The 22,192-nt window shown below is 63.2% G+C and carries 20 protein-coding genes; 8 read left to right on the forward strand and 12 right to left on the reverse strand.

Annotated features, from left to right (window positions below; all coding sequences use genetic code 11):
• Nucleotides 1–4: 4 nt before the first annotated feature.
• Nucleotides 5–958 (forward strand): LysR family transcriptional regulator, encoded by a 954-nt coding sequence (locus tag ACSQ3G_RS15875; protein WP_436110705.1) that lies wholly within the window; start codon nucleotides 5–7, stop codon nucleotides 956–958.
• Between the two features lie 34 nt (nucleotides 959–992).
• On the opposite strand, the gene ACSQ3G_RS15880 is transcribed toward ACSQ3G_RS15875, so the two are convergent.
• From ACSQ3G_RS15880 to ACSQ3G_RS15890, 3 genes are read right to left on the reverse strand one after another with little or no spacing between them, the layout of a single operon-like run.
• Entirely contained in the window at nucleotides 993–3,281 is a 2,289-nt protein-coding gene (locus tag ACSQ3G_RS15880) for a xanthine dehydrogenase family protein molybdopterin-binding subunit (RefSeq protein WP_436110706.1), read from the reverse strand.
• Nucleotides 3,278–4,261, reverse strand: coding sequence for an FAD binding domain-containing protein (locus tag ACSQ3G_RS15885; protein ID WP_436110707.1), 984 nt, complete (start codon nucleotides 4,259–4,261; stop codon nucleotides 3,278–3,280). The genes ACSQ3G_RS15880 and ACSQ3G_RS15885 overlap by 4 nt, the downstream gene beginning before the upstream one ends.
• Nucleotides 4,261–4,734 carry a (2Fe-2S)-binding protein gene (locus tag ACSQ3G_RS15890; RefSeq protein WP_046634260.1) on the reverse strand — a complete coding sequence of 158 codons (474 nt, stop codon included), beginning with the start codon at nucleotides 4,732–4,734 and terminating at the stop codon, nucleotides 4,261–4,263. The genes ACSQ3G_RS15885 and ACSQ3G_RS15890 overlap by 1 nt, the downstream gene beginning before the upstream one ends.
• Before the next feature lie 237 nt (nucleotides 4,735–4,971).
• Between ACSQ3G_RS15890 and ACSQ3G_RS15895 the strand changes: the two genes are divergently transcribed.
• Both ACSQ3G_RS15895 and ACSQ3G_RS15900 read left to right on the forward strand, forming a co-directional pair.
• Nucleotides 4,972–5,565: a TetR/AcrR family transcriptional regulator gene (locus ACSQ3G_RS15895; RefSeq protein WP_436110708.1), complete on the forward strand. Its 594-nt coding sequence runs from the start codon at nucleotides 4,972–4,974 to the stop codon at nucleotides 5,563–5,565.
• A gap of 384 nt (nucleotides 5,566–5,949) precedes the next feature.
• Nucleotides 5,950–7,908, forward strand: a complete 1,959-nt coding sequence (locus ACSQ3G_RS15900) for a methyl-accepting chemotaxis protein (RefSeq protein WP_436110709.1) — start codon at nucleotides 5,950–5,952, stop codon at nucleotides 7,906–7,908.
• A gap of 21 nt (nucleotides 7,909–7,929) precedes the next feature.
• Here the strand turns inward: ACSQ3G_RS15900 and ACSQ3G_RS15905 are convergent, their stop codons facing one another.
• The 3 genes from ACSQ3G_RS15905 to ACSQ3G_RS15915 form a co-directional block, all read right to left on the reverse strand.
• A complete protein-coding gene (locus tag ACSQ3G_RS15905) occupies nucleotides 7,930–8,757 on the reverse strand; it encodes a helix-turn-helix domain-containing protein (protein WP_436110710.1) in 828 nt (275 codons plus the stop codon).
• Nucleotides 8,754–9,119 (reverse strand): nuclear transport factor 2 family protein, encoded by a 366-nt coding sequence (locus tag ACSQ3G_RS15910; protein ID WP_436110711.1) that lies wholly within the window; start codon nucleotides 9,117–9,119, stop codon nucleotides 8,754–8,756. Before ACSQ3G_RS15910 ends, ACSQ3G_RS15905 begins: the two co-directional genes overlap by 4 nt.
• 90 nt (nucleotides 9,120–9,209) lie before the next feature.
• Nucleotides 9,210–9,821 carry a LysE family translocator gene (locus ACSQ3G_RS15915; protein WP_436110712.1) on the reverse strand — a complete coding sequence of 204 codons (612 nt, stop codon included), beginning with the start codon at nucleotides 9,819–9,821 and terminating at the stop codon, nucleotides 9,210–9,212.
• Nucleotides 9,822–9,955: 134 nt separating this feature from the next.
• Between ACSQ3G_RS15915 and ACSQ3G_RS15920 the strand changes: the two genes are divergently transcribed.
• On the forward strand, nucleotides 9,956–11,107 hold the full coding sequence (locus ACSQ3G_RS15920) for a DSD1 family PLP-dependent enzyme (protein WP_436110713.1): 1,152 nt from the start codon (nucleotides 9,956–9,958) through the stop codon (nucleotides 11,105–11,107).
• A gap of 6 nt (nucleotides 11,108–11,113) precedes the next feature.
• On the opposite strand, the gene ACSQ3G_RS15925 is transcribed toward ACSQ3G_RS15920, so the two are convergent.
• The 5 genes from ACSQ3G_RS15925 to ACSQ3G_RS15945 all read right to left on the reverse strand — a co-directional run bounded on the left by ACSQ3G_RS15925 (nucleotide 11,114) and on the right by ACSQ3G_RS15945 (nucleotide 15,982).
• Complete coding sequence (locus tag ACSQ3G_RS15925; RefSeq protein ID WP_038545831.1) at nucleotides 11,114–11,896, reverse strand: ABC transporter permease; 783 nt, start codon at nucleotides 11,894–11,896, stop codon at nucleotides 11,114–11,116.
• Nucleotides 11,897–11,900: 4 nt separating this feature from the next.
• Nucleotides 11,901–12,758, reverse strand: a complete 858-nt coding sequence (locus tag ACSQ3G_RS15930) for an ABC transporter permease (RefSeq protein ID WP_436110714.1) — start codon at nucleotides 12,756–12,758, stop codon at nucleotides 11,901–11,903.
• Nucleotides 12,755–13,798, reverse strand: a complete 1,044-nt coding sequence (locus ACSQ3G_RS15935) for an ABC transporter ATP-binding protein (protein WP_436110715.1) — start codon at nucleotides 13,796–13,798, stop codon at nucleotides 12,755–12,757. The genes ACSQ3G_RS15930 and ACSQ3G_RS15935 overlap by 4 nt, the downstream gene beginning before the upstream one ends.
• Before the next feature lie 90 nt (nucleotides 13,799–13,888).
• Complete coding sequence (locus tag ACSQ3G_RS15940) at nucleotides 13,889–14,926, reverse strand: ABC transporter substrate-binding protein (protein WP_436110716.1); 1,038 nt, start codon at nucleotides 14,924–14,926, stop codon at nucleotides 13,889–13,891.
• Between the two features lie 81 nt (nucleotides 14,927–15,007).
• A complete protein-coding gene (locus ACSQ3G_RS15945; RefSeq protein ID WP_436110717.1) occupies nucleotides 15,008–15,982 on the reverse strand; it encodes an isopenicillin N synthase family dioxygenase in 975 nt (324 codons plus the stop codon).
• A 115-nt stretch (nucleotides 15,983–16,097) separates the two neighbouring features.
• Here ACSQ3G_RS15945 and ACSQ3G_RS15950 point away from each other — a divergent pair, with 115 nt between their 5' ends.
• The 4 genes from ACSQ3G_RS15950 to ACSQ3G_RS15965 are packed head-to-tail and all read left to right on the forward strand — an operon-like array spanning nucleotide 16,098 to nucleotide 21,196.
• Entirely contained in the window at nucleotides 16,098–17,207 is a 1,110-nt protein-coding gene (locus ACSQ3G_RS15950) for a carbohydrate kinase (RefSeq protein ID WP_105403067.1), read from the forward strand.
• Between the two features lie 38 nt (nucleotides 17,208–17,245).
• Nucleotides 17,246–18,175 (forward strand): pseudouridine-5'-phosphate glycosidase, encoded by a 930-nt coding sequence (locus tag ACSQ3G_RS15955; RefSeq protein WP_436110718.1) that lies wholly within the window; start codon nucleotides 17,246–17,248, stop codon nucleotides 18,173–18,175.
• A 23-nt stretch (nucleotides 18,176–18,198) separates the two neighbouring features.
• Entirely contained in the window at nucleotides 18,199–19,023 is an 825-nt protein-coding gene (locus tag ACSQ3G_RS15960) for an enoyl-CoA hydratase/isomerase family protein (RefSeq protein WP_436110719.1), read from the forward strand.
• A gap of 58 nt (nucleotides 19,024–19,081) precedes the next feature.
• Nucleotides 19,082–21,196, forward strand: coding sequence for an acetate--CoA ligase family protein (locus ACSQ3G_RS15965; protein ID WP_436110720.1), 2,115 nt, complete (start codon nucleotides 19,082–19,084; stop codon nucleotides 21,194–21,196).
• Here the strand turns inward: ACSQ3G_RS15965 and ACSQ3G_RS15970 are convergent, their stop codons facing one another.
• On the reverse strand, nucleotides 21,197–22,174 hold the full coding sequence (locus ACSQ3G_RS15970; RefSeq protein WP_436110721.1) for a nucleoside hydrolase: 978 nt from the start codon (nucleotides 22,172–22,174) through the stop codon (nucleotides 21,197–21,199). It lies immediately after the preceding gene.
• Between the last annotated feature and the right edge of the window lie 18 nt (nucleotides 22,175–22,192).

Consider the following 22,192-nt stretch of genomic DNA (forward strand, 5'->3'; position numbering starts at 1 on the left):
CGCCGTGGAAAGTCTCGCCAATCTCGAATCCTTCATGCGCAGCGCCGAACTTGGCGGTTTCTCGGCTGCAGCCAGGCGGTTGGCACTGACGCCCGCGGCCGTCAGCCGCAATGTCGCGATGCTGGAGCGGAACCTCGGCACCCGCCTCTTCCAGCGCAGCACGCGAAGGCTGACGCTGACGGAAGCGGGCGAACGTTTTCTGTCGGAGATCAGCGATCACGTCGGGGCGCTGCAGGCTGCGATCGCTGGCGCCTCGTCGGAAAGCGCAGAGCCGGCCGGCGTGCTCAAGGTCAGCATGAGCCCGCATTTCGGAACGGGTTATATCCTGCCGCTGCTGCCCGAGTTCATGGCGCGCTACCCGCTGATCCGTCCGGACTGGTCCTTCGAAAACCGGCAGGTCGATCTGATCGCCGAGGGATATGACGCAGCGATCGGCGGTGGGTTTGAGCTGACGCCCGGCGCAGTCGCCCGGGTGCTGGCGCCGGCCCACATCGTTCTGGTCGCTTCACCGGCCTACGTGAAGGACAGGCCCATACCGGCTCATCCGGCGGACCTTGCGAACCTCGACGGCATCCATATGCGTTCTTCCAATACCGGCCGTATCCGCCAATGGGTGATGCGAAATGCCAGCGGCGATGAAGTGCCGGTCGCACTGAGGGAAAAGATGGTGCTCAACGACCCGGCCGCCATTGCCCACGCAGCAAGCCTCGGCCTCGGCGTTGCGATGATCGCGATGCCGGATGCCTTATCGTATATGGAGAGCGGCACGCTCGTCCGGCTGCTGCCCGATTGGTATGCGGATATCGGGCCGATCTCGATCTACTACGCCAGCAAGACGCTGCTGCCGGCAAAGACCCGCGTCTTTGTCGACTTCGTAGTCGAGCATTTCCGGAAAGAGCGTCTGGCCGAACGTTTTGCCGGCAGCCTCGGGGCATCGAACATGCCGAAGCGAAGATAGGCGCACCCGACTGACGCCGGATGCGCGGGATCGATCAGATCAGCTTTTCGAGCGTGATCGGCAGGTCGCGGACGCGTTTGCCGGTCGCGTGGAAGACCGCGTTGGCGATTGCCGGCGCGACGCCGACGATGCCGACTTCGCCGACGCCCTTGCCGCCCAGCGCCGAGGCGCCGTAGTCGGGAATGCCGACCGAGATCACCTCGATATGTGGCACGTCCGCATTGGTCGGCACCAGATAGTCGCCCATGTTGCTGTTGACGGTGCGGCCGTTGCGCTGGTCGACGAGACCTTCTTCCAGGAGAGCCTGGCCGATGCCCATGATGATGCCGCCCCGCCACTGGCTTTCCACCAGCCGCGGATTGTAGAGCCGGCCGCAATCGAAGGCCGAGACCATGCGGGACACCCGAACCGTCCCAAAATCCTCGTCCACCCGCACTTCGGCGAAATGGGCGCACCAGCTATGCATGGAATATTCTCCCATGGTCGGCCCTTGGACCTTTGCCATGCTCGTCCAGGCCTGATGTTGCTCCTGGGCAGTAGCACCTTCCGGCAGCGTATTCCTTAGGATCTCGATCTCGTCGCGACCGAGCGCCGCCATCAGTTCCGAAAGCGTGAGCGACGGACCCTGGTCGCGGGGAACGGCAATGCGGCCGCCGCCGAAGGTCAGCGTATTGGCGCCGGTATCGCGCAGCGGCGATTTCTCGTCGTTGAGCGCCAGTCCGATCAGTTCGTCGCGGGCCGCCGTCGCCGCCTTGTGCACGGCACCGAGGATCGATCCCGCCAGCATCGAGCCGCCGGCGATCGCCGAGCCCGGCAGCCGGGAATCGCCGAGATGGACCTCGACCTGGTCGACGGGAATGCCGAACACTTCGGCTGCCGTCTGGGCAAGGATCGTATAGGTCCCCTGCCCCATGTCGATCGCACCGCTGACGACCTCGACACGGCCATTGCGCAGGATGCGGATCATCGCCTCGCTCGGCGCCTGGATGACCGGGAACGTGCCGCAGCCGATGCCCCAGCCGATCAGGGTTTTGCCATCGCGCATCGAACGTGGCTCATGGCTGCGTTTCGACCAGCCGAAGGCCTCGGCACCTTCGGTCAGCGCTTCGCGCAGCCGACGGGTCGACCAGGGTTTTCCCGACTGGTAGTCGTGGTCGGCGTAGTTTTTCAGCCGCAGTTCGAGCGGGTCCATGCCGAGCTTGTAGGCGAGTTCCTCCATCGCACTTTCGATGCCGAAGGCACTAGGGTTTTTGCCCGGTCCGCGCAACGCACCCGGTGTCACCGTATTGACCGGCACGACCCGATGCTGCGACGAAAAATTCTCTATCCTGTAGAGGATCGGAGTGGCGGCACCGGTCTGCTCAGGCCAGTCTGCATAGGTGGAGGTCTCGCTGGCGCCGCGATGGACGATCGCCTGCAGGATGCCGTCTTCCGTCGCGCCGATTTTGATCCGCTGGCGCGTCGCGGCACGACCGCCATAGTTGGTAAAATTCTGCGGTCGCGTGAGCGCAAGCTTTACCGGCCGGCCGAGCTTCCTGGACGCGAAAGCGGCCACCGCGCCGTGGGCAAGGGCCGCCCCTTTCGAACCGAACCCGCCGCCGATGAACGGCGAAACCAGGCTGACATTTTCGTAAGGAACGCCGAACCATTCGGAATAGCTGCGCGCCATGCCATGCGACCACTGGCTCGGCTCCCAGACAGTGATCCGGTCGCCATCCCACTTCACGGTCAGCCCATGCGGCTCCATGGCCACGTGATATTCGCGCGGCGTCGAATATTCGCCTTCGATCTGAACCGGCGCGGCCGCAAGAGCGGCCTCGGCATCGCCCCATCCGGCGGTGAGATTGTCCATCACCTTGCCTTCGCCGGCAGCCGCGTCGTCGAAGCTTGCGACATGTGGTGCCTTCTCATAGGTGATGCAGATCAGCCTTGCCGCCTCGACCGCCTGCTCGCGACTTTCCGCGACGACTGCGGCGATCGACTGGCCATTGTACTGCACCTGCCGCGGCAGCGGATAATACGGCTGGTTTTCCGGGCGATTGCCACCCCAGTCGGAGGCGACCAGGAGACCCAGGTCGTCATCCGGCGTCAGCACCATCAGCACGCCCGGGGCCGCAAGCGCCTTTTCCGCATCGACCGAAATGACGCGGCCGGCCGGGATCGTGCTCTGCACGAGAATGGCGTAGGCAAGGTCTTCGAGTGGATATTCCAGTGCATAGGTCGCGCCACCGGTGACCTTCAGATTGCCTTCGAAGCGCGTTTGACGGCCGCCGACAGTCCCGTCGGAGGCATCGCCGTGTTTGCGGGGTTCCATGATGGTCATGCGAGACCTCCAACTTTCAGGATGGCGCGGGCGACGACGCGCGGCGCAAGTTCGATCTTGTAGTGATTGGCGCCATGCGAAACGGCACCTTCCATGGCGAGCCGGCTCGCCGCCTCGACGGTTTCGGGGCTGAGCACCTTGCCGACCAGCGCCTGTTCGACGTTGCGAGCCCGCCACGGCTTGGTGGCAACGCCGCCAAGAGCGACGCGGATATCGCGCACCGTCTTGCCGTCCGCTTCGAATTCCAGCCCGACTGCGGCACTCGCTGCGGCGAACTCGTATGACTGGCGGTCGCGGACTTTGAGATAGGTCGAGTTCCTTGCCGCCGCCGAGGCGGGCACGGTGATCGCGGTGATCATCTCGCCGCGTCCAAGCACGGTTTCCCGCTCCGGCGTATTGCCCGGCGTCAGGAAAAAGTCGTCGACCGACGCCGTCCGCCCCCCGAGATCGACCACGGCGTCAAAGGCAACCAGTGCCACGGCGAGATCACCCGGATAACTGGCGATGCAGGCATCGCTCGTGCCGAGAACGGCATGGTTGCGGGTGACGCCGCCGAGCGCCGAACAGCCGGAGCCGGGATTGCGCTTGTGGCAGGCCGGAAACACGTCCGGCTCGCGGAAATACGAACAGCGTGTCCGCTGCATGAGGTTGCCGCCGATCGTCGCCATGTTGCGCAGCTGGGCGGAGGCCGCCAGCGACAGCGATTCCGAAACCGCCGGGAAAGCGGCACGGATGCCTGCGTGGTCGGCAACCTCCCCCATCTTGGCAAGCGCACCGATGGTGGCGCCGCCGGCATCGACAGTAATTTCGCCGAGGCCCGAGAGGTGGGTGATATCGATGACCGTTTCCGGTTCCATCACGCCGCATTTGGCGAGATCGAGCAGCGTCGTGCCGCCGGCAAGCAGCACCGAACCGGCCTGGAGCGCCGCCTGCCGGGCTTCATCGGCAGACGAGGCGCGGAGATAGGAAAAGTCTCTCATCACGCCATCTCCGCCGCTTCGCGAACCGCCGCGACGATGCTGTTATAGGCTCCGCACCGACAGAGATTGCCGGACATGTATTCGCGGATTTCCTCGTCGGATCCTGCGTGGCCCTCACGGATGCAGGCAACTGCCGACATGATCTGGCCCGGCGTGCAATAGCCGCATTGGAACGCGTCATGTTCCACGAAAGCCGCCTGGACGGGGTGCAGCTCGCCGTTCTCAGTGGCGATCCCTTCGATCGTGGTGATCTGCCGGCCTTCGACCTGGGCTGCGAGCGTCAGACAGGAAAGCACACGGCTGCCGTCGACATGACAGGTGCAGGCGCCGCACTGGCCCTGGTCGCAGCCCTTCTTGGTGCCGGTCAGCGCCAGATGTTCGCGCAGGGCATCGAGCAGGGTGACGCGCGGTTCGACATCGAGGTCGTACCGCCTCCCGTTGATATCGAGCGAAAGATGGATGGTTCGTGTCATGGATCAAGCTCCTGCCATTGTCACGATAATGAGAACTTTAAAGCCCGGGGCGGACTGGCCAACTGGCTGTGATGCCCTAGATGATGTTCGGCGAGACAAGCACCGGCACATTTCGGCATGACATCCGTCCTCCTCTGGAATAAGAAGTGGAAGGCACCCCGGATAATCGGAGGCGCCTCCGTTTAAACTAGTGGCTTACGGATTTTCGTCAAGCCCCCATTTGCCTGGAGCAGTATTTTGGCCTCGGCCGAGCCGAAGACGACATCGCCCGCACAGATCAGGCTTCGCGCCGATGCCCGCCGCAACCGCGAAAAGCTGGTCGAGGTGGCGGCCGCAGCCTTTGCGGAAAAGGGCGTCGAGACTTCGCTGGAAGATATAGCACGGCAGGCCGGCGTCGGCATCGGCACGCTTTACCGCCATTTTCCAAGCCGTGAGCATCTCGTCGAGGTGGTCTATCGCCGCGAGCTCGAAGGCCTGGCGAGCGCCGCCACCGAGCTTGCCAGGCTCCATTCGCCGGACATGGCGCTCGAGGAATGGATGCGGCGCTTCGTCGGCTATATCGCCACCAAGCGCGGCATGGCCAACAGCCTGCGCATCCTCATGACCTCCAACTCCTCCCTTTTTTCCGAGGGCTCGGGCCTCATCCGTGGCGGGCTGGAAAGTCTTTTGAAGACTGCAGGCGATGGAGGATATATCCGCCGCGACATCGAAACGACCGATCTCCTGCACGCGCTGTCGAGCATCTATTCCATGCCGGAATCACCCGAATGGCGTGACCGGTCGCATCGCCTGATCGGCCTGCTGATGGACGGCCTGCGGACCCGCAGATAACCCTCGTATCCGGCCCGTATCGACCGGCCGGATAGGCTAGATTTCGCATCCCGTTTGAACGGAAAATCAAGCAATCTCAGATTGACAGGTAACCTGTTACTCAGAAGATCCGGTTTCAATATTATTGTTATAAAATAAACGGATAGCTTGGACGAAATTTCGAATTTCCGCGCCGAAAAATCATCGAATGTCATTATATACTATCAAAACTCAATCTGTCGTTAAAGAGTTTGCCCCTAAGCTCCCGGCTATCGCGCGACCGCCATCAGGTGTAGCGCAAGAGCTGGTATGAGACCGGTTCTTTTCCCACACCGCCAGATATCAGATCTGCGCGTGAAAACGCGTTGCCTCTTTCGAGGCTTCACCAATCCGGAGCCGAACCTCATGTCCCGTCTCTCCATTCGCAGTTCGCTTATCGCCGTCTTCGGCGCGATTGCGGCGCTCGTCGCCGTTCTCGCCTGGGCGGCCATTTCCTCGCTCTCCAATGTCGCTGGAAATCTCACCACGATTTCGCAAAACTCGATGCCGAGCGTTCAGGCCTCGAAGAATATAGAGACGGCCATCCTCGGAATGACGGTCGCCTATATGGGGCATCTGACGACGACGTCGGACTTCGGCATGGAGACTGCGGAAAAGCTGATCGCCCAGCAGTCCGACACGCTCAAGGCTGCTCTCCAGACCTACAAGCCGCTGATCTCCAGCGACCAGGAAAAGCAGATCATCGAGCAAATCCAAACCGGCATCGACAAATACGTCCTCAGCGGGCAGAAGATGCTGGATTTCTCCCGCAAGGCCTCCGACGCCCGCGCCCGCGTCGAGATGGAAAAGATGCGGATCACCATCCAGCCGGTCATGGAAGCCGTGACCAAACTGGTCAAGTCGAACACGGATGAGGCGGCCCTCGAAACCGCCAAGGCGGAGACGACCTATTCCACCGCGCTCACCACGATGGAAATCATACTCGGCGTCGTCTTCCTGCTGATCGTCGGTGCCGCCGTCTACGTGCTGTCCGGCATTGCCCGACCCATCCAGCGCATCACCGCCTCGATGAGCGGCCTTGCCGCAGGCGACACCGCTACCGAGATCCCCTTTGCAGGACGCAAGGACGAAGTCGGGGCGATGGCCGGTGCCGTGGAAGTCTTCCGTCAGGCCGCGATCTCCAACAGGCAGCTTCAGGAACAGGCCGAAGAAGCCCGCGCCCAAGCCGAAGCCGACCGTATCCGCGTGCAGGAAGAGGCGGAAGCCTCCGCTCAGGCCCGCCTCCAGCAAGCGACCTCCGGCCTCGCCGCCGGCCTGCGCCGCCTTGCCTCCGGCGATCTCGCTTTCCAGCTCAACGAACCCTTCGCTCCAGATTTCGAAGCACTGCGCGAAGACCTGAACTCGGCCGTGTCCGGCCTCGGCGCGGCACTCTCGGAAGTCGCCGGCTCGGCCCATTCGATCGACAGCGGTTCGCGTGAAGTCAGCCAGAGCGCCGACGACCTTTCCAAGCGGACCGAACAGCAGGCCGCTTCGCTTGAAGAGACCGCCGCGGCCCTCGACGAAATCACCGCCAACGTCTCGAATTCTTCCAAGCGTGCGGACGAGGCAAAGACGATCGCCCTGCAGGCAAATTCCAGCGCCGCCCAGTCGGGCGCCGTCGTCGCCAACGCCGTCGATGCGATGCAGCGCATCGAGCAGTCGTCCAGCCAGATCTCCAACATCATCGGCGTGATCGACGAGATCGCCTTCCAGACCAACCTTCTCGCGCTGAATGCCGGCGTCGAGGCGGCCCGCGCCGGTGAAGCCGGCAAGGGTTTTGCGGTCGTCGCACAGGAAGTCCGCGAACTCGCCCAGCGTTCCGCGAATGCGGCCAAGGAGATCAAGGATCTCATCCGCAAGTCGGGTGCCGAGGTCCAGAACGGCGTGAAGCTCGTCCGCGAGACCGGCGATGCGCTGAAGACGATCGAAAGCCACGTCGTCACCATCAACGAGCATATCAATGCGATCGCTATCGCAGCCCGCGAACAGTCGCTCGGTCTCGCCGAAGTCAATACTGCCGTCAACCAGATGGACCAGGTGACCCAGCAGAACGCCGCGATGGTCGAGGAAACCAATGCCGCCGGCGCCAATCTCGCATCGGAAAGCACCAAGCTGCGTGATCTCCTCACCCGCTTCAAGCTCTCCGACGGCGGCCAGCGTTCCGGAATGCAGCAGCGGCCGGCCTACGGCTCCGCTCCGGCCGCGGCCGGCCGCAACGCCGTCCCGCAGGAATCGCCGGCCCGTCGCCTTGCGCAGCGCGTCAGCAAGTCCTTCGGCGGTGCCGCGGCTGCCGCAACGGCGGAATCGCAGTGGACCGAATTCTGATCCGCCCGCGACCCTAACTCTCTAACTGTCGCTTTTCGACGGCCCGGCCTCTGCCATTTGGCGCAGAAGCCGGGCCGTTTCGTCATTGACGGGAAAGAAGGATTCGACCGCCAGTTCCGACAGCGTCACATCCACCGGGGTTCCGAAGACCGTCGTGGTCGAGATGAAGGACAAAAGCCCCGCCTCCGTCCGCAATTCCATCGGCACGGCGATGCCCGCATAATCATGCTTTGGCGCGGACTTCGACGCCCCGTCCGGGATCGGATAGCCCGAGAGCTCTTCCAGCAGTTTCTGAAGAATACGGTCGCCGGTCGCGGCAATCTGCTGGTGCAGCCGTTCGAGCAGGTGATTGCGCCATTCGACAAGATTGGCGATGTGAGGCGCAAGGCCCTGCGGATGCAGGCTGAGCCGCAGCACGTTCACCGGCCCCTCGATCAGCGACTGGTCCGCGACATCAACAAGCAGCGGTGCCACCGCGGCATTCGCGGCCACCAGGGTCCAGTGCCGGTCGACCGCGAGTGCGGGGAAGGGCTCGTGGCCCTTCAGCACCATATCGATCGCGCGGCGCGCCGGCTGGAGCGCCGGATCGTCGAGTTTGCGCTCGGCAAACACCGGCGCGAAACCGGCTGCAAGCAGCATCGGGTTGCGCTCGCGAAGCGGCACTTCAAGCCGCTCCGCGAGATGCAGCAGCATGTCCCGGCTCGGAACCGCCCGCCCGCTTTCGATGAAGCTCAGATGACGCTGCGAGATATCGGCCTCCAGCGCCAGGTCGAGCTGGCTCATGCGCCGGCGGCGGCGCCATTCACGCAGGAAATCACCGAGGGGGCGGGCGGGTGCGAGAGTCGTCATGCGGCAGCGGGAACCTGATCGAGGAAACCGCGGACCGACTTCAGCCGGCCGTTTTCCAGGACGGCGAAATCCGTGCCCTTGATCAGCGCCTCGCCATCCACCGGACCGAGGCCCCAGGAAAAGCGCAGATTATCGTCATAGCCGTCGGCCGCGCCGAGCAGCGTGAAGCGGAAACCCGGAAACCGCGCCTGGACGCCTTCAACCAGGCGATCGACGCCGTCATGGCCTTCGCCGCGCATCAGCGGATCGACATAAAGCCCGTCTTCCGCCCAGGTCTCGGCGATCATCGCCTTGCGGCGAACGGCATCCGTCTCGTTCCAGATGGCGAGATAACGTTCGGCATTGGTGTTCGCATCGGTCATGTCTTTTCTCCTTGAAATCGCCCTGCTCGTTGCAGGCAGGGCGAACATGCCGGAGCGGCTGCATCGTCTCAATTACGCGGCAGGTAATAACTATCGCGCCGAAAGTGCAAGCCTCGCGCCGAGTACGACGAAGGCGCCCGCGAAGATACGGCGCATCCAGGCAAGGATATTCGGCCGCGAGATCACGTGGTTCCGCACCGAGGCGGCAAACAGCCCGTAGAGGACGAACACGCCGAAGGTCATCAACATGAAGACGAGGCTGAGCTCGGTCATGCGCAGGACGGGCGCAGCCTCATCCTGTCTGACGAATTGCGGCAGGAAGGCGAAGAAGAAGATCGACAGTTTCGGGTTGAGCAGATTGGCAAGGATAGCCGAAACGATGACTTGGCCAACGGATTTCGGCGTCTTGTCCGCCTCCACCGTCAGCGCCCCCTTTTCCTTCAGGACCTGCCAGGCCATGAACAGCAGATAGGCGACGCCGAGATATTTGATGATCTCGAAGGCCAAGGCGCTGGCATGCAGCAGTGCTGCAAGGCCCGAGACCGCCGCAATCATGTGCGGCAGGATACCGAGCGTACAGCCGAGCGCGGCAATGAGGCTTGCTCGCGCGCCTCGCGACAGCCCGGCGGCGAGCGTGATCAGCACGCCGGTACCGGGCGATGCGACGACGATGAAGGAGGTGATCAGGAATTCCGGGCTCATGGGCGATCCTTTCGAGATGTTTTCCCACAGCTATCGGAGAGCGTCACATCGATCTTGAACGAAATTGCAGGCGGACGATTGCCTGGATGCGGCGGCGAACCTATCGTCGCGCCATCTGATTGCGGACCCATCTCATGACCTCTTCTCCCAAAGACCTCGACATCGGCTATGACCTGCCCGCCTCAGTCGGTGACACGATCGCCGACATCCAGACGCCGGCGTTGATCATCGATCTCGACGCCTTCGAGCGGAATGTCGAACGGATGAAAGCTTATGCCGGGGCGATGGGCGTACGGCTTCGCCCGCATGCAAAGACCCACAAGTCGGCGGATGTCGCGCTCTACGAGATCGAGAACGGCGGCGCCGTCGGCATCTGCTGCCAGAAAGTATCCGAAGCGGAAGCGCTGGTTCGCGGCGGCGTCACCGACGTGCTCGTCGCCAACGAGGTGGCCGATCCGAAGAAGATCGATCGGCTGGCGCGGCTCGCAAAGAGCGCCCATGTCTCGGTCTGCGTCGATGACCCCGCAGTCATCGCCACGCTTTCCGAAGCGGCCGTCCGGCATGGCGTGACACTCGACGTGCTTGTGGAGATCGATTGCGGCGCCCGCCGCTGCGGCGTATTGCCCGGCGCACCGGCCGTCGAACTGGCGAAAGCCGTTGCAGCAGCGCCGAACCTCACCTTCACCGGCATCCAGGCCTATCACGGCAACGCCCAGCATATCTACGATCCGGTGGAGCGCAGCGCCGCGATCGACAAGGCGATCGGCATGGCGCGGGAGACGGCCGAGCTGCTGCGCGACGCAGGGCTGGATCCGGAAATCGTCACCGGCGCGGGCACCGGCACACACAATCTCGAAGGCGCCTCCGGCGTCTACAACGAGATCCAGCCCGGCTCCTACATCTTCATGGATGCGGATTACGCCCGTGTCCGCTCGACTGAAGGCAACGGCACGGTCGGCGGTTTCGAACATGCGCTGTTCGTGCTGACCTCGATCATGAGCAAGCCTGCCTCCGGCCGCGCCATCTGCGATGCGGGCCTCAAGGCACACTCGATCGACAGCGGCCTGCCGACGGTGTTCGAACGCCCGGACCTCAAGTTCGTCAGCGCCTCGGACGAGCACGGCAAGATCGAGGACCCGCAGGATACGCTGAAACTCAACGACCGGCTGCGCCTCGTGCCCGGCCATTGCGACCCGACCTGCAATCTCTACGACTGGTATGTCTGCGTCCGGAATGGCCGCGTCGAGGCGCTGTGGCCTGTCACCGCCCGAGGCAAGCTCTACTAGAACCGCCTAGAACCGGTGAATGCGCAGGCCCAGCACCTTTTCCGAGATGACCACCACCGCCATCGTCAGCACGATCGAGCAGGTCGAGACGGCCGCAGCTTCCGGCGTGAAGTTGGTGCGCAGGTAGTCGAACAGCTGGATCGGCAGCGTCGACATGCCGACCCCCTTCAGCATGAAGGAGATGGTGAAAACGTCGAACGAGATGATGAAGGCGAACAGGCAGCCGCCGATGACGCCCGGTTTGATCAGCGGCAGCATGATCCGCCGGAAACGCGTGAACCGCCCTGCCCCGAGGCTCTGCGCCGCAAGGCTCCAGGCCGGATCGTAGCTTTCCATCGAGGCCGACACGTTGATGAACACGAAGGGCAGCGTGATCAGCACGTGGCCGACGATCATGCCGACCAGGTTCTGCGTGCCGAGGCCAACCGAATAGACGAAGAAGAGCAGCGAGATCGCCGTCAGCACTTCCGGCAGCAGCAGCGGCGCCAGCATGGCAACCCGCACCGTTTCCTTAAGCTTTCCCGCATGGGTCACGTAGAACATCGCCGCCATCGTGCCGATAATGCCGGAGATCACCATGGTCAGCGTCGCGATCCATAGCGAGGTGCGGATCGCCCGCATGAACACCTCGTTGTTGAAGAACACGAGATACCAGCGGAAGGAGAGCCCCTGAGGCGGGAAGGTAAGGAAGGCCCCGGCATTGAACGAGGCGATCACCACGACCGCGATCGGCGCCAGCAGGAAAGCGTAGATGATCAGGCAATAGACGGTGAAGAACGGTTTCGACATGTCTCTATGCCTTCCATTTCATGACGGTCAGCCGCCCGAAGATGACGACGAAGATCGCACCGGTCACCGACAGCATCAGCGCCAGCGCCGAACCGAACGGCCACTGGAACGTATCGATCAGCGCATCCACCACCGTCACCGCCATGGTTTTCACTCGCAAGCCGCCGATCAGCGACGGGGTGACATAGGCGCTGAGCGACAGGACGAAGACGAGGATGCAGCCGGCCTGGATACCCGGCAGCGACAGCGGCAGGGTGATGCGCCGGAAGGAGGTGACCTTCGACGCGCCCAGCGACCGGGCGGCCGCTTCGAGCGACGGATCGATGCCCTGGATGGCGCTCATGATCGGCAGGATCATGAAAGGAAGGAAGACATGCACCAGCGCGATGATGATGCCGAGCGCGTTGTACATCAGCGGCAGCGGCCCATCGATCAGCCCCCAGCCGGTCAGCGTGCGGTTGATGATGCCGTTATTGCCGAGCAGGATCGTCCAGCCGTAGCTGCGGATGACGATGCCCACAAGCAGTGGCGAGAGCACCAGCGCATAACCCAGCGCGCGGAAGGTCGAGGCGCCGCGCGCAAGCTGCCAGGCGACGGGATAACCGAGAACCAGGCAGATGAAGGTCGTCAGGAAGCCGATCCACAGGGTGTTGATCACCTGTTGGACATAGAAGAAGTCCGAGAAGAACTTGCCGTAATTGCCAAGCGTAAAGCCCGGCCCGTAAGGCGTGCCCTGTCCCGGCATACGAAAGCTCATGACGACGATATTGAGATAGGGCAGCACGAGGAACACGCCAAGCAGGATCGCGGCAGGCGCGATCAGCAGCAGCGGTCCGAACCTTTTTCCGGGCGGGACGATCATGCCACGGTCCCTAGCGGCCAGAAGCGGTCGGACGGCGCGTGCACCAGCACCTGGTCGCCATCGGCAAACCGCGTGCGCGGAAACGTCTGCACGTTGACGACGGCGCCGGTAGCAAGCTCCAGCCGGTAATCGACGAGACTGCCGGAATAATAGCTCGACAGAACCTTGGCCGGCGCCCCTGTGGAGCCTGTGTTGATCGGCAACAGCTCGACCGCTTCCGGGCGCAGAGCCAGCATCAGCTCGGCGCCATCGGCGAAATCTCCGCTGACCGGCACATCGCCGAAGGCCGTCGAAACAACGCGATTGCCGACCTTGCCGCGAATGATGTTCACCTGCCCGACGAATTCGGCCACTTCCAGATTGGCCGGCCGCTCGTAAATGTCGGAGGGCGTGCCGATCTGGGCGATGCGGCCGCCGAACATCACCACGACCCGGTCGGACATGGTCATCGCCTCGGCCTGGTCGTGGGTGACGTAGACCGTGGTAATGCCAACACGGCGTTGCAGGTCGCGGATGAAGACACGCATCTCCTCGCGCAGCTTGGCGTCGAGATTGGCGAGCGGTTCGTCCAGCAGCAGGATTTTCGGCTCGATGACCAGAGCGCGGGCAAGCGCCACGCGCTGCTGCTGGCCGCCCGAAAGCTGGCGCGGATAACGCTCCGAATAACCGGTGAGCTGGACCATATCCAGCACCTTGGCGATGCGGGTGCGGATCTCGTCCTTTGGGAGCTTCCGCATCTCGAGCCCGAAGGCGAGGTTCTTTTCGACCGTCATATGCGGAAACAGCGCATAGTTCTGGAAGACCATGCCTATATCGCGCTTTTCGACCGGCACATGCACCACGTCGCGGCCGTCGAAGCGGATCGCCCCTGCGGTCGCATCCTCGAAACCGGCGATCATCTTCAGCGTCGTCGTCTTGCCGCAACCGGACGGCCCGAGCAGCGAGATGAACTCGCCCTCGGCGATCCTGATCGAAATGCTGTTGACCGCAGGACCCTGCCCGTAGTCCTTGGTCAGCTTTTCGATGCTAACCTCTGTCATGAAATTTCACTTTCCAATTGAAGAACCTGACCCGAAAAAAGCCGATCATGGCCTGCTTTCGAAGGCAGACCATGATCGCAGCGGGGGAAATCACTTGATGGTCTTCGCCCAGCGTTCGGCGAGCTCGCCCTGCTTTTCGTTGACGAAGCCCCAGTCCCAGGTGAGGATCTTGTCCATGTCGGCGCCGGAAACCGGCACGTCGACCTTGAGCTCGGCCGGCACGATCACCTTGGAATTGGTCGGTGAGATGAAGAACTCCTTCATCATCATCCCCTGCACTTCCGGCGACAGCAGGAAGTTGGCGTACTGGTAGGCCAGCTCCTTTTCCGGCGCGTTGGCGAGGATGTTGATGGTCTGGTCGAACATGAACATGCCTTCCTCCGGGATGATACAGTCGACCGGCAGGCCCTGGCGGCGCAGGCGAGCGATCTCGCCGAAGTCGAAAGGCGCGACGACAATTTCGCCGGAGGCAAGGCCGGTCGACATGTTGAAATCCACCTGGATCACCGAGCCCAGCTTCTGGAGTGCCGCGAAACCGGCATCGACGTCATACTGGTCCTTGCCGAAGATCTTCGAAAACAGCAGCAGCTCCATCTTGCCGGCGCTGTTGGCGAAGTTGTAGAGGCCGATCTTGCCCTTGAATTCCGGGTTGTTCCAGAGATCCTTCCAGGACTTCGGCTTGGTCTTCACCAGGTCCGTGCGGTAGCCGATGCCGATCGGCGAAACGGCGCCGATCGCGCCCCAGCCGTCGGTCTTCTTGGCGAGCGGATAAAGATCGTTGTAGTTCGAGAGTTTGGTGAGATCGAGCTTCTCGAAGAAGCCTTCCTTGCGCAGGCCGGAGGCGAAAACCTCGTTGGTCATCACGATCGAATAGGGAGGCTTGGCGGCGCCCGCCGCACGCAGGTTGGCGCCCCAGACGCGGCCGTTGCCGACGTCGAGCGTCACGGCAGCGCCGGTCTGCTTGGTGAAGGCGGGACCGACGGTCGAACGCCAGTATTGTTCCCACACCCCGCCGAGCGTCGGCACGACCAGCGCCTTCCCTTGAGCCCGCGCCGAAGGACCGAAAAGGCCGGCCGCGGCGAGTGCACCCATTCCGGCAAGCGTTTGCCGCTTTGTGAAATCCATCATGTTCAGTTCCCCTTGTTGCGGTCTTTCGAGACCTTGCTGTGCCGGCGGTTCTCCGCTTCTGCGCACGAAATCGGTCGGTAATCAGCCTTTCGAAAAAGCCTGCTTCGTCTTCAGGTCGATATAGTCGCCATAGGTGATCGGCTCATATTTGGCACCGCCCTTGAAGAAAGGAGCCAGGCACTCGATCACCGTATCCTTCGACGGATTGAGGAAGAACGGGATCGACTGACGGCGGGCCGTGCCCTTGAAACCGGTCGGTGGATTGGCGACGCGGTGGGGCGTCGAGACCCATTCGTCATTCGTCCAGCGCATGAAGGCATCGGCGATGTTGATCACATAGGCGCCCTCGATCGACGGGGCGTCCAGCCAGTCGCCGTTGCGGTTGCGCACCTGCAGTCCGCCGGCCGAGGCCTCCGAGCGCAGAATGGTCATGAAGCCGTAGTCGGTATGCACGCCGGCACGCATCTGGCCCGGCAGCGGCGATTCTTCCTGTTCCGGATAGTTGATGACGCGCAGCGCCGAGAGATGGTTTTCGAAGGAAGGCTCGAAATAGTCCTGGTCGAGCCCGATCGCCTGGCAGAAGATGCGGCGCATGTGCTTGGCGAGGGTTTCCATTTCCTTGAAATAATCGCGGAACGCCTGTTCCAGGCCATCCGGCCTGTCCGGCCAGGTGTCGCCGGGCAGGTTCTCGCCGAAGTTCAGGCTTTCCTTGTAGTCGCCGGGCGTCTTGATACCGAGCGTGGCGGCCAGCGCCTCCTCGGCGATCGGCGAAAAGGCGACGCCGCCCAAAACTCCGGCGCCGCGGCCCTGGGTTTTCTTCCAGTCCTGCGGATAATCGAAGAAGGCGCGGGCAAGATTGTAGAGCCTCGACGTCACCTCAGGCGAAACACCGTGGCCGGTCACAAGAAAGAAACCGGTATCGCGGCAGGCGGTTTCGATGGTCTTCACGACGGCAGCAGCGCCTGCCTCGTTGCGGATGAAGGGGCCGACATCGACCACTGGAATGCCGGGAGCGGCATCATTGGATGACGCAGGATTGGCGCTCGTTAAGGACATGCCTACCTCCAATTCACATCTGACAAACAGATGTTGACAAAAACATCTGTTGTTGTCCATATCAAAATGAACGAAGTTGCAATGCGGTTTTCGACCCAAGGACGATCGACGAAACATGGATGACCTTGCGCCACAGGAAGCGGCCGTCCTGGCAATCATCAAGGACAACCCGTTCGCGGGCCAGCAGGAGATCGCCACCATGCTCGGGCTGGCGCGTTCGACGGTCGCCGCCCATATCGTGCAGCTGATGCAGAAGGGCTACATCCTCGGCCGCGGTTACGTTATGCCGGCCGAAACCCGCGCCGTCTGCATCGGCGGCGCGGTGCTCGACCGCAAATATCGCGCCAAGCAGGAGTTCGTCTTCGAGACTTCGAACCCGGTCGACGGCGTGCGCAGCCTCGGCGGCGTTGCCCGCAATGTGGCGGAAAACCTCGCCCTTCTCGGCACCACGACCAGTTTCGTGTCGATCGTCGGCGACGACGAAGGCGGACGGGCCGTCGTCAAGCACATGCGCGACCGCGGCATCGATGTCAGCCAGATCATCACCACGACCGAGCGCCCGACGGCGGAATATGCCGCCATCCTCGACACCAAGGGCGACCTCGTGCTCGGCATTGCGGACATGAGCATTTTCGACCTGCTGCTGCCGAGCCATATCGAGCGCATCTGGCCGCATCTCGCCGCCGCAAGCTGGGTGTTTTCCGACTGCAACCTGCCGGCTGAGACGCTTTCGGCTCTGATCGCCAAACGTCAGGGCGCCCGTTTCCGGCTGGCGATCGACGCGGTCTCGACACCCAAGGCAGCCCGCCTGCCGAAAGATCTCACCGGCGTCGATCTGCTGTTCATGAACATCGATGAGGCGAACGCGATCCTCGGACGCAACGCGCACGAGACGATCGACGACGCCAAGGAGGCGGCGCTTGCCCTGCAGGCTGCAGGCGCGCGCGAGGCGGTCGTCACCATGGGTCCGCGCGGCATTGCGGTTGCCGGCACCGAGGGCGCCCGCACCTTCCCGGCAGTCCATGCCCGGCCCGTCGATATCACTGGCGCAGGTGATGCGATGATCGCGGGCACGCTGCACCGGATCCTGCACGGCGAGGACACCTACAATGCCGCCCGTACCGGCGCGCTGCTCGGCACGCTGACCACCGAAAGCACCGCGAGCGTCCATACGGACCTGTCCGAACGCTTCCTGGAAGCCAATATGCACCGATTGGCCGGCTGACCCATCGGCTGGTCGAAAACGATTTAAGGAATACCGAAATGGCCCTCATCAAACCGAAGCTGAGCCGCGAAGTGGCCGAAACGATCGCAGCCGGCGGCCCGGTCGTGGCGCTGGAATCGACGATCATCACCCATGGCATGCCCTACCCCGCCAATCTCGAAACCGCACTCGGCGTCGAGGCGGTGATCCGCGAAAACGGCGCGATCCCGGCGACCATCGCCGTCGTCAACGGCGAGCTGCGCGTCGGCCTCGAACATAGCGAACTGGAAGAACTGGCCCAGGCGAAGGGCGTCGTGAAGGCATCCGGCCGCGACCTCGCCGTCGCCATGGTCCGCGGCCAGTCGGCCGGCACCACCGTTTCAGCCACCATGCTGATGGCCGATCTCGCCGGCATCGACATTTTCGCCACCGGCGGCGTCGGCGGCGTGCATCGCGGTGCCGAGCAAACGTTCGACATTTCCGCCGACCTGACCGAACTCGGCCGCACCAGGACCGCCGTCGTCTGCGCGGGCGTCAAGTCGATCCTCGATATCGCCAAGACGCTGGAATATCTCGAAACCCAGCGTGTCCCCGTCATCGCTTATGGCACCGACGATTTCCCCGCCTTCTTCACCCGCAAGAGCGGTTTCAAGGCCGACCACCGGCTCGATACGGCCGAAGAGATCGCCAAGGCCATGTATCTGCACCATCAACTCGGCACCGGCACCGGTCTCTTGATCGCCAACCCGATCCCGGAAGCAGCGGCCTTGACACCGGAATTCATCGAGGGAACGATCTCGGACGCCGTGCGCGAGGCGGAAGAGCGCGGCATCGGCCGCAAGGAACTGACGCCCTTCCTTCTCGCCCGCATCAACGAGCTTTCCAAGGGCGAGAGCCTCAAGGCCAATATCGAACTGGTGAAGAACAACGCGCGTCTCGCCGCAAAGATGGCCGTCGCCTACGCGGCGCTGAAGAAGGCCGGCAAATAGTTCAAGAACAAGGGGAACTGCCCATGAACCCGCAAATGAACAGCTACGAGACGATCCTTTACGAGAAGGATTTGACTGACAAGTTCGCGACGATCACCATCAATCGCCCCGACAAGATGAACGCCATGAACAAGACGGTGATCCGCGAGATCGACGCGGCGGTTGCCGCAGCCGTCGCCGATCCGGACGTCAATGCGCTCGTCATCACCGGCACCGGGCGCGCCTTCTCCTCCGGCTACGACCTCCAGGGCGACGATTTCGACGTCGATATCGACTTCTGGCGCGTGGACATGTCGGAAAATGCCGAAGCCCTGCTCAACATCTGGCGCGCGCCGATCCCCGTCATTGCGTCAGTCAACGGTTACGCGCTTGCCGGCGCACTTGAGCTGATGATGTGCTGCGATCTCGCGATCGCCGCCGACAACGCCAAGTTCGGCGAACCGGAAGTGCGCCACAATTCCGGCCCACCGGCGCTGATGATGCCCTGGTTGCTCGCCACCCGCGACGTCCGCTGGCTGATGTTCACCGGCGACATGGTGGATGCCCAGGAAGCGCTGCGCATGCACCTGATCAACAAGGTGGTGCCGGCCGACCAGCTCAAGGAAAAGACCGAAAACCTCGCCCGCAAGCTGGCCCGCATGCCGGTGCCGGCACTGAGATACACGAAGGCCTCGATCAACAACCAGCAGATGGTTGCCGGGCTGATGCCGTCGTTCCAGTACAATATCGAGGCGATTGCCGCCCTCCACGTTACCCGGCAGGGCCGCGAGTGGATGGCAAACCTCGCCAAGATGTCGCTGAAGGAATATCTCGCCTTCCGCGACGACCCCTTCAAGGGCCTCGACTGAGGTTTTGGCCATGGCGGCCAACACGCCCATGGACACAAAAGCAGCTACGCGAGCCCTGATGGCGCCGCGCTCCGTCGCGGTCGTCGGCGCCACCGAGCGCGCCGACGCCTCCTCCAGCTATGTGATGAAGAACCTGATGCGCTTCGGCTATCAGGGACAGATCATTCCGGTGCATCCGAGGGCCGAGACAATCTTCGGGCTTCCCGCCTCGCCCTCCCTCTCGGCACTGACCAATGCACCCGATGTCGCGGTAATCGGCATTGCCGCCGACAAGGTGATCGCGGCCCTTGAGGAGGCCGGCAGCACCGGCGTCAAGGCGGCGGTCGTGCTGGCCTCCGGTTTCGCGGAACTTGACGAGGCCGGTCGTGAACGCCAGCAGCAATTGGTCGAGATCGCCGAGCGTTACGGCATGGCGATCTGCGGCCCGAACTGCCTCGGCCTCTTCAACCTGAGCTCCGGTGCCGCACTCTATTCCTCCAGCCTCTCGACCAATCTCGAAAAGGGCCGTTTCGCGATCCTTTCTCACTCCGGCGCCAGTGCCATCGCGCTCGGCAATACGGGAAGATTCGGGCTGAGTCACATCGTCTCCTCCGGCAACAGCGCCGCGACCGATATTCCCGACTATCTCGAATTCCTCGCAACGGACGATGAGACCCGCGCCGTCGGCATCGTCATCGAAGCCATCCGCGAGCCTGAAAAACTGGCGGCCGCGATGGAGAAGATGCATGCGGCCAACAAGCCGGTCATCGCGCTTCGGGCCGGCCGCTCCGAGCGCGGCGCCCAGGCGACCGCCGCCCATACCGGTTCGCTCGCCGGCAGCAACGACGCCTACCGCGCCTTCTTCCGCCGTGTGGGTATCATCGAAGTGCCGGATATGGACGGTTTCATGGAAACGGCGACCCTCTGCCTGGACCTGAAGGACCGGCCCGCCAAGCCGGGCGTCGCCATCGTCGGCGTCTCGGGTGGCGGCGTGGCCCATGTTTCCGATATCGCCGATGAGGTCGGCCTATCGCTGCCGGATTTGCAGCCCGAAACGGCCGCCCGGTTAGAGGCGCTGCTGCCGCCCTTTGCCACACCCCAGAACCCGCTGGACACGACCGGCGTCGTCTTCGCGGACGGGGGGATCTATCGCGATGTCCTGCATGCGCTCGCCAGCGATCCGTCGATCGGCCTGATCGTGGCAACGCAGGATGCACCCGCTGGCCTCGACGATTTCTGCGCCTCCGAATATCTCGGCATCGCCGAGGCGGTTTCCGACTATGCCAAGACGGGCAAAGTACCGGTCGTGTTCACGAGCAACCTCTCCTCCGGCCATCACCCGGATGTCGAGGCCAAGCTTTCGAATGTGCCGGTGCTGCGCGGCACGAAAAGCGCGCTGACAGCCGTCCGCAGCCTGATCACCCGCGAACACGGCATCTCGTGGCCGGGCGCCACGGCACAGGACCGCAACTCTGCGCCCGCCGGTAACTTGGCTCCCGGGACCTCACCCGCCGACACTTCGCCCGCGGCCGCCATGACAGAACGCGAAGCCAAGGCATTGCTCGCGGCCTCGGGTCTGCCGGTTCCGCGGGAGCAGCTTGTCACGACGGCCGATGCAGCCGCCGAAGCAGCTCGGAAACTTGGCTTCCCGGTGGTCATGAAGATCGAGTCGCCGGATATTCTGTACAAGACCGACGCCGGCGGCGTGAAACTCGGCATCGGTTCGGAAACGGAAGCCCGCGCCGCCTTCGCCGCCATCATCGCCAGCGCCCGTGCCTACGCCCCGGATGCGGATCTGCGCGGCGTCTCGGTGCAGGAAATGGTGACGGGCGGCGTCGAGGCACTGGTCGGCCTCGTGCGTCACGAACCCTTCGGTTTCGGCCTCGTGGTCGGCATCGGCGGGGTGCTGGTGGAACTGGTGAAGGACAGCGCCTTCGCCCTCCTGCCGATCGACCTTGCCCGCGCCGACGCGATGATCGGCGAGACGAAACTGGCATCGCTGCTGGAAGGTTATCGCGGCGGGCAGAAGGCGGATCGCAGGGCACTCGCCGAGTTGCTGGTCAGGCTCTCCGAGTTCGCCGCGCAATACGGCGACGATATCGAGGCTATCGATCTCAATCCGGTAGCGGTATTACCCGAAGGCAAAGGCGTGCGCATCCTCGACGCGCTGATCATCCCGCGGAAGCGCGACTGATCAGACCAGCCGCAGCTTCGGCGGAGCCGCGTTCTCCGCGCGGCCGAACCATGAGAGCCGCTCAGTCAGCAGCGCATAAAAACCGTCGGCATCGACATCGCGCATGAACATCGCGTTCTTCGGCCGGCCGGAAACGCCCCACCAGTCGGCGACCGTCATGCCCTTGGTGAGTTCCGACTCCGTCTCGATCTCCACGTTGCAGAGCCGGCCGGAATAAAGCTCCGGCTTTACGAGGTAGGCGATCACGTTCGGATCGTGCAGCGGTCCGCCGTCACTGCCGTATTTCGCCACGTCGAAGCGCTCGAAATAATCCAGCCAGCCGACCACGGCGTCGGAAAGCGGCGTGCCGATCGCCTGGATGGCGGCAACGCGAGCGCGGGTCGTCAGCGTCTTGTGGGTGACGTCGAGCGGCATCATCACGATCGGCACGCCCGAACCGAACACGACGGCCGCGGCCTGCGGATCGACATAGATGTTGAATTCCGCTGCCGGCGTGATGTTGCCGCCCTCGAACAGCCCGCCTCCCATCAGCACGATCTGTTTGATACGAGCGGCGATTTCGGGCGCCCGGGTCAAAGCCTTGCCGAGATTGGTGAGCGGCCCGAGCGTGCAGACGGTGACGGTACCGGCCGGTTCGCTTGCGAGCGTCTCGACGATGAAATCGACACCCTGCTGCTCCTGAAGCGGCATGGTCGGCTCGGGCAGATCGGCACCGTCGAGGCCGGTCGCGCCATGCACGTGTTCGGCGGTAACGAGTGGCCCGGTCATCGGCTGGCTGCAGCCGGCGAATACCTTGATGTCGGGACGGCCTGCCAGTTCGCAGATCTTGCGGATGTTCTTCGTCGTCAGCGACAATGGCACGTTGCCTGCGGCGGCGACGATCCCCAGAACCTCGATTTCCGGGCTGGCGAGCGCCAACAGGATGGCCAGAGCGTCGTCCTGGCCGGGGTCGGTATCGATGATGATCTTCTCTGCCATGCTGGTCACTCTCGGATA

This window comes from Neorhizobium tomejilense (genome assembly GCF_964254135.1).
Lineage (GTDB): Bacteria > Pseudomonadota > Alphaproteobacteria > Rhizobiales > Rhizobiaceae > Neorhizobium > Neorhizobium tomejilense.

Bases quoted from the DNA above. Each gene is read 5' to 3' on its own strand.
- ACSQ3G_RS15915 (WP_436110712.1), bottom strand. From the start codon at position 9,821: ATGAGCCCGGAATTCCTGATCACCTCCTTCATCGTCGTCGCATCGCCC.
- ACSQ3G_RS15885 (WP_436110707.1), bottom strand. From the start codon at position 4,261: ATGAGAGACTTTTCCTATCTCCGCGCCTCGTCTGCCGATGAAGCCCGG.
- ACSQ3G_RS15945 (WP_436110717.1), bottom strand. From the start codon at position 15,982: ATGTCCTTAACGAGCGCCAATCCTGCGTCATCCAATGATGCCGCTCCC.
- ACSQ3G_RS15925 (WP_038545831.1), bottom strand. From the start codon at position 11,896: ATGTCGAAACCGTTCTTCACCGTCTATTGCCTGATCATCTACGCTTTC.
- ACSQ3G_RS15940 (WP_436110716.1), bottom strand. From the start codon at position 14,926: ATGATGGATTTCACAAAGCGGCAAACGCTTGCCGGAATGGGTGCACTC.
- ACSQ3G_RS15905 (WP_436110710.1), bottom strand. From the start codon at position 8,757: ATGACGACTCTCGCACCCGCCCGCCCCCTCGGTGATTTCCTGCGTGAA.
- ACSQ3G_RS15910 (WP_436110711.1), bottom strand. From the start codon at position 9,119: ATGACCGATGCGAACACCAATGCCGAACGTTATCTCGCCATCTGGAAC.
- ACSQ3G_RS15970 (WP_436110721.1), bottom strand. From the start codon at position 22,174: ATGGCAGAGAAGATCATCATCGATACCGACCCCGGCCAGGACGACGCT.
- ACSQ3G_RS15965 (WP_436110720.1), top strand. From the start codon at position 19,082: ATGGCGCCGCGCTCCGTCGCGGTCGTCGGCGCCACCGAGCGCGCCGAC.
- ACSQ3G_RS15880 (WP_436110706.1), bottom strand. From the start codon at position 3,281: ATGACCATCATGGAACCCCGCAAACACGGCGATGCCTCCGACGGGACT.
- ACSQ3G_RS15900 (WP_436110709.1), top strand. From the start codon at position 5,950: ATGTCCCGTCTCTCCATTCGCAGTTCGCTTATCGCCGTCTTCGGCGCG.
- ACSQ3G_RS15960 (WP_436110719.1), top strand. From the start codon at position 18,199: ATGAACCCGCAAATGAACAGCTACGAGACGATCCTTTACGAGAAGGAT.
- ACSQ3G_RS15935 (WP_436110715.1), bottom strand. From the start codon at position 13,798: ATGACAGAGGTTAGCATCGAAAAGCTGACCAAGGACTACGGGCAGGGT.
- ACSQ3G_RS15955 (WP_436110718.1), top strand. From the start codon at position 17,246: ATGGCCCTCATCAAACCGAAGCTGAGCCGCGAAGTGGCCGAAACGATC.
- ACSQ3G_RS15890 (WP_046634260.1), bottom strand. From the start codon at position 4,734: ATGACACGAACCATCCATCTTTCGCTCGATATCAACGGGAGGCGGTAC.
- ACSQ3G_RS15920 (WP_436110713.1), top strand. From the start codon at position 9,956: ATGACCTCTTCTCCCAAAGACCTCGACATCGGCTATGACCTGCCCGCC.
- ACSQ3G_RS15950 (WP_105403067.1), top strand. From the start codon at position 16,098: ATGGATGACCTTGCGCCACAGGAAGCGGCCGTCCTGGCAATCATCAAG.
- ACSQ3G_RS15930 (WP_436110714.1), bottom strand. From the start codon at position 12,758: ATGATCGTCCCGCCCGGAAAAAGGTTCGGACCGCTGCTGCTGATCGCG.